Origin of the sequence: Methylobacterium jeotgali (assembly GCF_022179345.1) — a bacterium.
Taxonomy (GTDB): Bacteria; Pseudomonadota; Alphaproteobacteria; order Rhizobiales; family Beijerinckiaceae; genus Methylobacterium; species Methylobacterium jeotgali.
Map to the genome: position 1 here is coordinate 53,276 of NZ_BPQR01000022.1, position 12,277 is coordinate 65,552.

The window sequence follows — 12,277 nt, forward strand, 5'->3', positions numbered from 1 at the left end:
GATGCCTGGGCCCCTGCCGGCCGTCGTCTGCGTGCCGGCCCGCGACGAGGCCGAGCGCCTGCCGCGCCTGCTGCGCTCGCTCGCCCTCCAAGACGGCTTCGACGCCGGGGCGCCGCTGCCGGTCGTGGTGCTCGCCAACAATTGCCGCGACGGCACCGCCGACGCGGTGCGCGCGCTCGCCCTGCCCGCCCTCGACATCCGCCTCGTCGAGGCCGAATACGGCCCGAGCGAGGCCCATGTCGGCACCGCCCGCCGGGCCGCTCTCGATGCCGGCGCGGGGCTCGCCGAGGCGTTCGGCGGCGACGGAATCCTGCTCACCACCGATGCCGACGCGCGGGTGCCACCGGGCTGGGTCGCCGCCAACCGCGCCGCCCTCGAACACGCCGAGATCGTCGGCGGCCGGCTGATGATCGATCCGGACGCCGGGCGGCCGGCGGCGCAGGACCGCCTCGACGCCGCGATCGAGCGCTACTGGTCGTGCGTGCGCGGGCTCGAGGAGCTGTACGATCCGCAAGCCCACGACCCGGCGCCCCGCCACGGCAGCCATACCGGCGCGAGCCTGAGCCTGCGCGCCTCGACCTACCGGGCGGTGGGCGGCCTGCCGCCGCTGCCGGGCGGCGAGGACAACGCCCTCGTCGCGCGGGTCGTCGAGGCCGGCGGCCGGCTGCGCCACTGTCCCGCCGTCCAGGTGCTGGCCTCCGACCGGGCGCTCGGCCGCGCCGAAGGCGGGATGGCTCGCGAGATGGCCCGGCGGTCCGCGGTCGTCGCCGGTGCCGAGACCTACGCCCTGCCCGAGCCCGCCCACTGGCTCGCCCTCGTCCGCCGCCGCGCCGGTCTGCGCCGGCTCTGGCGGGAGGGCGGTGAGGGCCTGACACGCGGGCTCGCGGCGCTGGGCCTCGGCCCCGAGGAGATCGCCGCGCTGCGGCTCGAGACCTGCCCCAACGACATCGCCTTCGTCGAGCGGGCGAACCGGCTCGTCGAGGCCCGTTCCGCCCCGCCGGCCTTCGTGCCCCTGGAGGAGGCGCTGGCCGGCCTCGACGCGATGCTGGCCGCGCCGGAGCGGGCCGCGTGAGGGGCGGCATCGGCTGGTACGTCCATCATCAGGGCGCCGGCCATCTCGACCGCGCCCGGCGCGTCGCGGCTTCGCTGTCGCGGCCCTGCACCCTGATCGGCACCTTTCACGGCCGCGATCCCGGCCACCCGGCCGATCTCGTCCTCGACCTGCCGGACGACCGGCCGATCGGGCATGGCGATCCCGGTTTCGGGGGCGTCGACGGCGAGGCGGAGCGGCCGCTCGCCCTGCACTACGCGCCCCTGAACCATCCGGGCCTGCGCGCCCGCACGGCCCGCATCGCGGCGTGGGCGGCGCGGACGAACCCGGCGCTCCTCGTGGTCGACGTGTCCGTGGAGGTGGCGCTCTTCGCCCGTCTCCTCTCGCTCCCGACCCTGGTGGTGCGGCTCGCCGGCCGCCGGGACGATCCGCCCCATCTCGAGGCGTTCCGCGCCGCGAGCGGCCTGATCGCGCCCTTCCCCGAGGCGCTGGAGGACCCGGCGACGCCGGACTGGGTCCGCGCCAAGACCGTCTATGCCGGGCTCCTTGCCGCGCGCGCCGCCCCGTCCGCCGCGCCGGAGGACGGGCGCATCGTCGTGCTGCTCGGCAGCGGCGGGGCGCCCCGCCCCCTCGCAGACCTCGCCGCTGCCGCCCGCGCCGTGCCGGAGCGGGCCTGGCACGTGCTCGGCACCGTCGAGGGAGAGGGTCCGGTGCCGGACAATCTCCACCTGCACGGGTTCGTCGCCGACGTGCTCGTCCGGCTCGCCCCCGCCTCCCTCGTGGTCGGCGCCTGCGGCGACGGCACGCTCGCGGCGGTGGCGGGGGCGGCCAAGCGCTTCCTCTGCCTGCCCGAGCCCCGCGCCTTCGGCGAGCAGGCCCTGAAAGCCGAGGCGCTGGCCCGCCTCGGCGCCGCCGTCGTCCATGAGGGTCGGCATGACGGCTGGCCGGCGCCGGACGCCTGGCCGGACCTCGTCTCCCGCGCGCTCGCCCTCGACCCGACCCCCCTCGCCCGGCTCGCCGACCCGGACGCGATCCCCCGCACCGCCGCCGCCATCGAGGCGGCCGCCGCGCGACTGGAGGCGCGGGGCTAGAACACCCGCTCCGGCGCCAGCCGCGCCGCGGCGATCTCCTCGGGCGTCGGCGCCCGCAGGACGGTGAGGTCCCGCGCCCGGTCCGGCGCGATCAGGCCGAGGCCGGCGAAGGCGTCGAGCCAGCCGGACATCGGCCAGAAGCCGTGCCGGGCGTGGAAGCGGCGGCTGTTGCGCACGATGTCGGAGAAGTGCTGGAGCGGCGGATCGCAGGAGGCGTGGTGCTGGTGGAAGGCCCGCATCCCCCCCGCGAACAGGAGCGGCAGGCCGGCCGCCGCTGCCCGGAAGGCGAGGTCGGTGTCCTCTCCGCCGTAGCCGGAGAAATCCTCGTCGAAGCCGCCGATCCGGTCGAAGCTCGCCGCGCGCACCGCGAAGGCGAGCGACCAGAACAGGCCGGCATTGTCGATCTCGGCGAGCCCCTCCGCCGGGAAGCTGCGGACCGGGTGCGTCTGGCCGAGGGCTTCGAGCCCGGCCTCCGTCCAGGCGCCCTCGGCGGCGCCGGCCGGCAGGTAGAGGATCTCGCAGCAGATCAGCCCGTCGCGGGCCCGTGCCGCCTCGGCGAGGCCCGTCACCAGGGTGCGGGAGGGGATGCAGTCGACGTCGAGGAAGATCAGCGTTTCGCCGGTGGCGGCGCGGCGGGCGGCGTTGCGAGCGCCCGCGAGCGCCAGCCCCTCGGCCGGGAGCATCACCCGGCGCACCGGGAAGGGCAGCGCGGGCAGCGGGCTCTCGTCGCCGCCCATCTCGACCACGACGCACTCGTCCGGGGGCGCGCCGCGGGCGAGGCCGGCGAGCAGGTTGTCGAGATGCGGGCGCCGGCCCTTGTTCAGGGTGAGGACGCTGACCCCGCTCACGGACGGGTCCCCGCGTCCGTCTCGGCGTTCGTCTCGACGTACCACTCGTAGGGGCCGCAGAGGCGATCGATGATCGCCTCCTCCAGGCGGAAGCCCGGCGGGTCGTCGATGAGGCCCGTGGTCTGCGAGGTGTGGGCGTAGACGGCCCGGCGCTTCGCGGCGCGCTCTCCCCGCACGTCGAGACGGATGCCGCTCGGGGCCAGCCCGACCTCGGTCTCCGGCGGAAGCACCCAGCCCCAGATCGGGTAGGCGAAGGTCCGGGCATCCTTCAGGAGCGGGCGGGCGAGCGCGACGATCGCGGCGGCGCCCTTGTGGTCGCAATGCGGATCGCCGCCCCAGGTGGTGAGCACGGCGCCGGCCCCGCAGGCTTCGGCGATCCCGGCGATGCGCTCCGCGACGGCCTGGGCGGGGGCGCCCTCGTGGGGCACCGCGCCGTCGGGCAGGCGCAGGAAGGTGACGCAGGCGGGATCGAGCCCGAGCTCGGCCACGGCCCTCAGGGTCTCGGCCTCCCGCTGCGCCCGCAGGCGCTCGGCCGGGTACGCCTGCGAGTTCGGGTGCGAGCCGCAGCCGTCGCTGAGGATGACGACGCGCACGGCGCGGCCGGCGCGAAGGGCCTGCACCATCAGGCCGCCGCAGCCGAGGCTCTCGTCGTCCGGGTGGGGGGCGACGACGACGAGGCCGCCCTGCCCGGCGAGCGCGTCGAGGCCCGCGACGGGCAGGTCGGCGAGGGCGGCGAGGAATTCGTCGGCGCGCACGGGCTCACTCTCCGGCCGGCGCGGAAGGCCCGGCTCGCGGCCCGAGCCATAGCCCGCCGCGCCCGCTTCCGCGAGGTCCGCGCGAGGTCCGTGAACGCGAAAGCCCCGGCATCGGGGGATGCCGGGGCCTCGCTTCGTCACGCCTGCCCTCGCGGGAAGGCGGCGCGGATCACTCCGCCGGGTGCAGCGCCGGGGCGGGGGCCGGCAGCGGCTCGCCGCCGAGGGCCGCCTTGAGCCGCGCCTCGTCGACCTCGCCCTCCCAGCGGGCGACGACGATGCAGGCGACCGCGTTGCCGATGAAGTTCGTGAGCGCCCGGCACTCCGACATGAAGCGGTCGATGCCCAGGATCAGCGCCATGCCGACGACGGGCACCGAGGGCACCACGGCGAGGGTGGCGGCCAGCGTGATGAAGCCCGAGCCGGTGACGCCGGCCGCGCCCTTCGAGGAGAGCATGGCGACGAGGAGCAGCAGCCCCTGCTCGCCGAGCGAGAGCGGGGTGTCGGTGGCCTGGGCGATGAACAGCGCCGCCATCGTCATGTAGATGTTGGTGCCGTCGAGGTTGAACGAGTAGCCGGTCGGCACGACGAGGCCCACCACGGGGCGCGAGCAGCCGGCCTTCTCCATCTTGTCGATGAGCGAGGGCAGCGCCGACTCCGAGGACGACGTGCCGAGCACGAGCAGCAGCTCCTCCTTGATGTAGCGGATGAGCTTGAGGACCGAGAAGCCGTTGTAGCGGGCGACGGCACCGAGCACGACGAGCACGAAGATCGCCGAGGTCAGGTAGAAGGCGGCGACGAGGTAGGCGAGGTTGGCGAGCGAGCTGATCCCGTACTTGCCGATCGTGAAGGCCATCGCGCCGAAGGCGCCGATGGGGGCGACCTTCATGATGATGTTGACGATGCCGAAGATCGCCTCGGTCAGGACCTTGATGAGGTCGAGGACCGGCTTGCCGCGCTCGCCCATGAAGGCGAGGCCGAAGCCGAACAGCACCGAGAAGAACAGCACCTGCAGGATCTCGCCGCCCGAGAACGCGCCGACCGCGGTGGCCGGGATGATGTTCATCAGGAAGTCGACGATCGACTGCTCCTTCGCCTTGCCGGCGTAGGTGGCGACCGCCTTCGGATCGAGGGACTTCGGATCGATGTGCAGGCCGTTGCCCGGCTGGAGCACGTTGGCCACGATGAGGCCGACGATGAGCGCCAGCGTCGAGAAGGTGAGGAAGTAGATGAGCGCCTTGGCGCCGACCCGGCCGACCTTCTCGAGGTTCGTCATGCCGGCGATGCCGGAGACCACGGTGAGGAAGATCACCGGCGCGATGATCATCTTGACGAGCTTGATGAAGGCGTCGCCGAGCGGCTTCATGTCCGCGCCGAGCTGCGGGTAGAAGTGGCCGAGCAGGATGCCGATCGCCACCGCGACAAGGACCTGGAAGTACAGGGTGCGGTAGAGAGGCTTGGGCTTCGGCGGCGCGTGCGGCACCGTGAGGGGCGAGGGTATGGCGGCCATGGCGTATCTCCCTGACGAGGAACGATCGGGTGTCGGCTCGGCCGCGGCGGCCCTTCGGGCTCGCTCGGCCGTCCTCTCTTGGTCTTGGTCGTGCTGCCGTTCCCCGGTGAGGGCGCGGCCGTGCTCGATGGTCCCCTCGGCAACCCGCGTGCCAAATCGCACGGCCCGGCGAAAGATCGGCAACTCGTTGGCAAGAAAGGTGTTTTTCCGGCATCCTCCGCGGCCTTCCCGGCAGGGTCGTGCGGCGGACCGCACGCGCGGCCCCGCCCCGTTCCGGAAATCCGCACGGGGCCCGCGCGCATGAGCGCGGATGCGGTGGCGCCTCCCGCCGGCGGCGGAAGCCGGCGCGGCGCCCTTCTCATCGGGAGCTTCGTGGCGATGGTGCTGGCGGCGCTGGCCGGCAGCCACCTCGCGCAGGGCTGGGCGCTGGCGGACCTGCGCCGCACGGCCCAGAGCGCCGTCGACCTCCAGGCGGGGGTGCTGCGCGCCGAGATGCAGGCGCAGAGCGCCCTGCCGCTGGCGCTCGCCGCCGATCCGGAGATCGCCGCGATGCTCGCCCCCGGCGCGCCCGCGCGCCTCGTCGAGGAGGTCGACGGCCGCCTGCGGCAGATCGCGCGGGCGACGGGCTCGGCGGTGATCTACGTGATCGGCACGAACGGCATCACCGTGGCGGCGAGCAACGCCGGCGAGGACGGGACCTTCGTCGGCCGCGACTACGCGTTCCGTCCCTACTTCCGGCAGGCGATGAGCGAGGGCGCGGGCTCCCAGTTCGCGCTCGGCACCGTGAGCGGCCGGCCGGGCTTCTACCTCTCCCGGCGCCTCGCCGGAGGGGGCGGGGTCGTGGTCATCAAGATCGAGTTCGACGGGATCGAAGCGGCCTGGCGGGCGGCCGGCGAGCAGGTCTTCGTCTCCGACCCGCGCGGCATCGTCCTTGTCACCAGCGCGCCCGAGTGGCGCTTCCGCACCCTGCGCCCTGTGCCGGCGGAGGAGCAGTCACGGATCCGCGAGAGCCTCGAGTTCGGCGCGGCCCCCCTGGAGGCGATGCCGTTCGCCCCCCTCTCCGAGGGCGCCGACCTCGTGCGCGCCCGCGACGGCGGGCCGGAGCGGGCGATGCTCCTGCGCGAGGCGCCGGTGCCGGGCACCGACTGGCGGCTCTCCACCCTGACCCCCGTCGCGGCCGCGGTCGAGCGCGAGCGCCGCCAGGGCGGGATCATCGCGCTGCTGGCCACGGGGCTCGCCTGCACGGGGCTCGCGACGCTGGCCGGGCGCCGCTCGCGGACGCGGGCCCGGCTCGCCGAGGCCGCCGCCCGCCGGGAGGAGCTGGAGGCGCGGGTCCGCGAGCGGACCCAGGCGCTGAGCGACGCCAACCGGCAGCTGCGCGCCGAGATGGAGGAGCGCCGCCGCTCCGAGGCCGAGCGCGAGCGCCTCGGGCGCGAGCTGTCCCAGGCCGGCCGGCTCGCGGCGCTGGGCCAGTTCGCGGCGAGCCTCGCCCACGAGATCAACCAGCCGCTCGCCGCCATCCGCTCCTACGCCGACAACGCCGCAATCCTCGTCGGACGGGGCCGGGCCGAGGAGGCCGCCGAGAACGTCTCGGCCATCGGCCGCCTTACCGACCGGATCGGCACCCTCACCCGCCAGCTCAAGGGCTTCGCCCGGCGCGCCTCCGGACGCCGCGAGCCGGTGGCGCTCGCCGAGATCCTGCGCAACAGCCTGGAGATGGTCGCCTACCGCGCCGGCGGCTCGGGCACGGTGCTCGACGTCGCCGGCGCCCCTGCCGACCTCTCCGTGCTCGGCGAGGGCCAGCGCCTGGAGCAGGTCCTCGTCAACCTCCTCCAGAACGCCCTCGACGCCGTCGAGGGCCGATCGGGCGCCCGCGTCGAGGTCGAGGTCGAGGCGGATGCGCCCCAGCGCGTCGCCGTCGAGGTCCGCGACAACGGCCCCGGCATCCCCGAGGCGGTCCGGGCGCAGATCTTCGACCCGTTCTTCACGACGAAGTCCGACGGGCTCGGCCTCGGCCTCGCCATCGCCCGCGGCATCGTGGAGGAGTGCGGCGGCTCCCTGAGCGTGCGGGCGGCCGAGGGCGGCGGCAGCGTGTTCCGGATGGAGCTCGCCCGCGCCGACCTTCCTGCGGGGCCCGAGCCGGCGGCGACGGAGGCGGCATGAGCGGCGGCGAACCGGCGGCGGGGCCCGAGCGGGTCGTCTTCGTCGACGACGAGGAGGACGTGCGCCGGGCCAATCGCCAGAGCCTGGAGCTCGACGGCTTCCAGGTCGAGACCTTCGCCGCCGCGGAGCCGGCGCTGGCCGCGATCCTCGCCGACCCGCCGGGCCTCGTCGTCAGCGACGTACGCCTGCCCGGCATGGACGGGCGCGCCCTGTTCGAGCGCCTGCGCGCCCTCGACCCCGACCTGCCGGTGATCCTCATCACCGGCCACGGCGACATCCGCATGGCGGTTGGCGCCATGCGCGAGGGCGCCTGCGACTTCCTCGCCAAGCCCTACCCCGCCGAGGCGCTGCTCGCCTCCGTGCGCCGGGCGCTGGAGCGCCGACGGCTCGTCCTCGAGAACCGCCGCTTGCGCGCCGACCTCGACGCGGCGCTGGACGAGGACCCGGCCTTCCTCGGCCTCTCCCCGGAGATCGTGGCTCTGCGCCGCCTGGTGCGCGACCTCGCCAGCGCGGATGTCGACGTGCTGATCCAGGGCGAGACCGGGGCGGGCAAGGAGGTGGTGGCGGCCGCCCTCCACCGCTGGAGCCGGCGCGCGGCGCGCAACTTCGTGGCGATGAACTGCGGCGCGCTGCCCGACAGCATGGCCGAGAGCGAGCTGTTCGGCCACGAGGCCGGCGCCTTCACCGGCGCCCTCAAGCGGCGGGTCGGACGCATCGAGCACGCGCAGGGCGGGACGCTGTTCCTCGACGAGATCGAGAGCATGCCCCTCGGCCTCCAGGTGAAGCTGCTGCGGGTGCTCCAGGAGCGGGCGGTGGAGCCGCTCGGCAGCAACGAGACCCGCGCCGTCGACATGCGGGTGGTGGCCGCCACCAAGGTCGATCTCGGCCTCACGGTGGCCGAGGGCGGATTCCGCGACGACCTCTACCACCGGCTCAACGTCGTCACCGTGGCGATCCCGCCCCTGCGCGACCGGCGGGAGGATATCGGCTTCCTGTTCCAGCACTTCCTCGGCAAGGCCGCCGCCCGCTTCAACCGGGAGCCGCCGCCGGTGACGGAGGCGATCCGCGACCACCTCGCCCGCCATGCCTGGCCCGGCAACGTGCGCGAGCTCGGCCACTTCGCCGAGCGCTGCGCCCTCGGCTTCGGTCCGCAGGAGGCCTCCGCCGCGGCGCGGGCCGCGCCCGCCAGCCTCGCCGAGCAGGTCGACCGGTTCGAGCGCGGCCTGATCCGCGACGAGCTGATCGCCGCCGGCGGCGACGTGCGCGCCGCGGCGGAGGCGCTGGGCACCCCCCGCAAGACCCTCTACGACAAGCTGACCCGCCACGGGCTCGACCCCGCCGACTATCGCTGAGGGCGTTCCCTCCCGCCGCGCATGAGACCTTGGCGCCCTCGAACGGGCTCGTTCGAGGGCGCAAGGCAAGCCCGGATGGGCGCCCGCCCTCGTGGGCGGAACGCCTTTGCTTCGATGGCATCGAAGCAAAGGCACGCTGATATGATACGTTCGATCCGAGATCGAGGAGAGCGGAATGAAGGTGCTGGCCGACCTGTGCATCGTGCCCATGGGCACGGACGGCCCGTCCGTCTCCCGCTACGTGCGCGAGATCAAGGCGGTGATCGAGGCGAGCCCGCTCAAGGCCGAGATGCACGCCAACGGCACCAACATCGAGGGCGAGCTGTCGGAGATCTGCGCCCTGATCGAGCGGTGCGAGGCGCGGCTGGCGGAGGCCGGCGTCGCGCGGGTCTTCTACACGATGACCTTCGGCTCCCGCCGCGACAAGGACCAGACCCTGGAGCAGAAGCTCGGCGCGGTGTCGTAGGCCGCCCAGCGCGGCTCTCAGCCCCGCGCCCGGCGGTCGGCGAGCAGCGACACCCCCCAGATCGCGAGCCCGGCGAGCGCCAGGGCGACGCCGACCCAGCCCGTGGCGGGCAGGCCGTAGCCGGCGGCGAGCGCGAGGCCCGCGAGCCAGGGGCCCAGCGCGTTGGCGAAGTTGAAGGCGGAGTGGTTGAGCGCGGCCGCCAGCGTCTGCGCGTCCTCGGCGACGTCCATCAGCCGCGTCTGGAGGATCGTCGCGAGCCCGCCCCCGCAGCCGATCAGGAACACGACCGGCGCCAGCGTCCACAGGCTCGCCGTTGCGGACGGATAGAGCGCCAGCGCGATCGCCGTCCAGACCAGGGTGAGGCCGGCGGCCGGCATCAGGGCCCGGTCCGCCGCCCAGGCGCAGACGAGGTTGCCCGCCGTCAGCCCGAGGCCGAACACGGCGAGGATCAGGGGCACCGTGGCGGGCGAGGCGTGCGTGACCTCGGTCATGGTCGAGGCGAGGTAGGTGTAGACGGAGAACAGACCGCCGAAGCCGATCGCGCCGATGGCGAGGGTCAGCCAGACCTGGCCGCGGGCGAGCGCGCCGAGCTCCCGCAGGGCGCTGGCGCCGACCGCCGGGGCGCCGAGGGGCGCGAACAGCCGCACCAGGACGGCGGTGAGCGTCGCGAGCCCTGCCACCAGGGCGAAGCTCCAGCGCCAGCCGACAAGCTGCCCGACGGCGTTGGCCAGCGGCACGCCGACGACGGTGGCGACGGTGAGCCCCGCGATCACCCGCGAGACCGCCTGCGTCCGTCGCTCGCGGGGGACGAGGGAGGCGGCCACCAGCGCGGCGACCCCGAAATAGGCCCCGTGCGGCAGCCCCGCCAGGAAGCGGAAGGCGAGCATCGAAGGGTAGTCCGGCGCCAGCGCGGTGAGGCCGTTGCCGAGTGCGAACAGCACCATCAGCCCGATGAGCAGCGTGCGCCGGGCGAGCCGCGCGCCCAGCACCGCGATGACGGGCGCGCCGACCACGACGCCGAGCGCGTAGGCGCTGATCACGTGCCCGGCGGTCGGCGCGTCGAGGCCGAGGTCGCGGGAGAAGCCCGGCAGCAGGCTCATCGCCGCGAACTCGGTGGTGCCGATGGAGAAGCCGCCCATGGCGAGAGCCAGCAGCACCAGCGCCGGATGGTGGGCGGCGGCGGGCGCGGCCGGGACGCCGCCATCCGCGAGCGCGTCCTCGCGCAGGCAGGCGCCGCTCATCGGCCGGCCCTCCCCAAGCGGTCGGGCGCGAGGGCGGGTCGGGCTTCGCGGGTCTCGGGCATCGGACGCTCCGGGCTCGATGGTCGGGCGCAGGAGCGCCACGCGGGAATCGGTCTTGCTGCGCCGCAGCAAGGAGCGGACCGTCGAGATAGGACGCCGGGCGGGTGCCGTGAACCGCGGCTTGCGCATCGCAGACGCGCGCGAGGCGTCCGAGGCCGGCCCGCGTCCTGTGGACGGGCGGCCGCCAGAGTGAACGGGCCGGCGCCCGCCCGTGTTAGACCCCCGGCCTGGAGGGTCCGAGCGGATGGGTTACGAGATCGATCTCGGGCGGGCGGGTGAGGCGGCGGCCGGGCTCGACCTCGTGGAGCTGCTGGCCACGCGCCTCCTCGTCCAGGGCAATTCCGGTTCCGGCAAGTCGCACCTGCTGCGTCGCCTGCTCGAGCAGAGCGCCGGCCTCGTGCAGCAGGTGGTGATCGATCCCGAAGGCGATTTCGTCTCCCTCTCCGACCGCTACGGGCACGTGGTCGTCGAGGCGGATGGGGATGATGCCGCCCTTCAGGCCATCGCCGCGCGGGTGCGTGAGCACCGGGTCTCGGCGGTGCTCTCCCTCGAAGGGCTCGACCCCGAGGGGCAGATGCGGGCGGCGGCCGCCTTCCTCGGCGGGCTGTTCGATGCCGAGCGCGAGCACTGGTACCCGGTGCTCGTCGTCGTCGACGAGGCGCAGCTCTTCGCGCCGGCCGCGGCGGGCGAGGTCTCCGACGAGGCCCGCAGGCTGTCGCTCGGCGCCATGACCAACCTGATGTGCCGGGGCCGCAAGCGCGGGCTCGCCGGTATCATCGCCACGCAGCGCCTCGCCAAGCTCGCCAAGAACGTCGCGGCGGAGGCCTCGAACTTCCTGATGGGCCGCACCTTCCTCGACATCGACATGGCCCGGGCCGCCGATCTTCTCGGCATGGAGCGGCGCCAGGCCGAGACCTTTCGCGACCTGCCCCGCGGCCGCTTCGTCGGGCTCGGGCCCGCCCTGTCGCGCCGGCCGTTGACCATCGCCGTCGGCCCCACAGAGACGGTGAGCCGCGGCGCCGGGCCGGGCCTGATGCCCTTGCCGGAGCCGAGCGCCGACATCCGCGCCCTGGTGCTCGCCGCCCCCGCCGAGGCGCCGCTGCGGCCGCTTGCGCCCCGCCCGAAGCCGCGGGCGCCGGCGGGCGACGTGCTGGTGCAGCTCGCGAGCTACCGCCCGCCGGTCCGCGAGGATCTGCCGGAGCCCGAGCCCCTGGACCCGGCGGAGCGTGAGGCGGCGATGGCCGATATCCTAGAGGCCGTGCTCGCGGACGCGGATGCCGCCACCTGCACCCCGGCGACCCTCTACCAGGACTTCACCGTGCGCTGCCGGGCCCGGCAGGTCCGGGGCGAGGCCATGAGCCTGCCTGAGTTCCGCCGCCGGTTGGCGCTGGCGCGTGCCGGGCTCGCCGGGGGCGAGGCCGAGGGGCCGGACTGGGAACGGGCGCAGGCCATGGCGGAGGCGCTGCCCGACGATCTCGCCGGGCTGTTCCTGCTCGTCGCCCGCGCGGCGCTCGCCGGCGCTCCCTGCCCCAGCGACGCGGTGCTGGCGGCGGCCTACGGCACCAGCTCGGCCGGACGCGCCCGGCGGGTGCTCGCCTACCTGGAGGAGCGCGGGGCCGTGGTGATCCGGCGGGACCTGCGCGGGGCGCCGATCCTCGCGGTGCCGGCGCTCGGCGCCGAGACCGCCCCCGGCGAGCCGGACCCGAGCGCGGTGCCCGCCCGCCGTCGGCTACGCTCGTAGGA

At 75.0% G+C, this 12,277-nt stretch carries 10 protein-coding genes; 6 read left to right on the forward strand and 4 right to left on the reverse strand.

The window, feature by feature from the left end:
* Position 1 precedes the first annotated feature (1 nt).
* Positions 2–1,072, forward strand: coding sequence for a glycosyltransferase (locus MFF04_RS06970; RefSeq protein ID WP_238274704.1), 1,071 nt, complete (start codon positions 2–4; stop codon positions 1,070–1,072).
* Positions 1,069–2,142, forward strand: coding sequence for a glycosyltransferase (locus MFF04_RS06975; protein ID WP_238274705.1), 1,074 nt, complete (start codon positions 1,069–1,071; stop codon positions 2,140–2,142). The genes MFF04_RS06970 and MFF04_RS06975 overlap by 4 nt, the downstream gene beginning before the upstream one ends.
* On the opposite strand, the gene MFF04_RS06980 is transcribed toward MFF04_RS06975, so the two are convergent.
* The 3 genes from MFF04_RS06980 to MFF04_RS06990 all read right to left on the reverse strand — a co-directional run bounded on the left by MFF04_RS06980 (position 2,139) and on the right by MFF04_RS06990 (position 5,252).
* The gene (locus MFF04_RS06980; RefSeq protein ID WP_238274706.1) at positions 2,139–2,990 is read right to left on the reverse strand and encodes a glycosyltransferase family 2 protein; all 852 of its coding nucleotides are present in this window, start codon (positions 2,988–2,990) and stop codon (positions 2,139–2,141) included. The genes MFF04_RS06975 and MFF04_RS06980 overlap by 4 nt on opposite strands.
* Positions 2,987–3,745, reverse strand: a complete 759-nt coding sequence (locus MFF04_RS06985; RefSeq protein ID WP_238274707.1) for a PIG-L deacetylase family protein — start codon at positions 3,743–3,745, stop codon at positions 2,987–2,989. The genes MFF04_RS06980 and MFF04_RS06985 overlap by 4 nt, the downstream gene beginning before the upstream one ends.
* A gap of 169 nt (positions 3,746–3,914) precedes the next feature.
* On the reverse strand, positions 3,915–5,252 hold the full coding sequence (locus MFF04_RS06990; protein WP_238274708.1) for a dicarboxylate/amino acid:cation symporter: 1,338 nt from the start codon (positions 5,250–5,252) through the stop codon (positions 3,915–3,917).
* 300 nt (positions 5,253–5,552) lie between these two features.
* On the opposite strand from MFF04_RS06990, the gene MFF04_RS06995 reads away from it, so the two are divergent.
* The 3 genes from MFF04_RS06995 to MFF04_RS07005 all read left to right on the forward strand — a co-directional run bounded on the left by MFF04_RS06995 (position 5,553) and on the right by MFF04_RS07005 (position 9,233).
* Positions 5,553–7,415, forward strand: a complete 1,863-nt coding sequence (locus MFF04_RS06995; protein ID WP_238274709.1) for a sensor histidine kinase — start codon at positions 5,553–5,555, stop codon at positions 7,413–7,415.
* A complete protein-coding gene (locus tag MFF04_RS07000; RefSeq protein WP_238274710.1) occupies positions 7,412–8,767 on the forward strand; it encodes a sigma-54-dependent transcriptional regulator in 1,356 nt (451 codons plus the stop codon). The genes MFF04_RS06995 and MFF04_RS07000 overlap by 4 nt, the downstream gene beginning before the upstream one ends.
* Positions 8,768–8,942: 175 nt before the next feature.
* Positions 8,943–9,233, forward strand: a complete 291-nt coding sequence (locus MFF04_RS07005) for an MTH1187 family thiamine-binding protein (protein ID WP_238274711.1) — start codon at positions 8,943–8,945, stop codon at positions 9,231–9,233.
* Between the two features lie 17 nt (positions 9,234–9,250).
* Here the strand turns inward: MFF04_RS07005 and MFF04_RS07010 are convergent, their stop codons facing one another.
* Positions 9,251–10,474, reverse strand: a complete 1,224-nt coding sequence (locus MFF04_RS07010) for an MFS transporter (RefSeq protein WP_238274712.1) — start codon at positions 10,472–10,474, stop codon at positions 9,251–9,253.
* Positions 10,475–10,778: 304 nt separating this feature from the next.
* Here MFF04_RS07010 and MFF04_RS07015 point away from each other — a divergent pair, with 304 nt between their 5' ends.
* Positions 10,779–12,275, forward strand: coding sequence for a helicase HerA domain-containing protein (locus MFF04_RS07015; RefSeq protein WP_238274713.1), 1,497 nt, complete (start codon positions 10,779–10,781; stop codon positions 12,273–12,275).
* Positions 12,276–12,277: the final 2 nt, after the last annotated feature.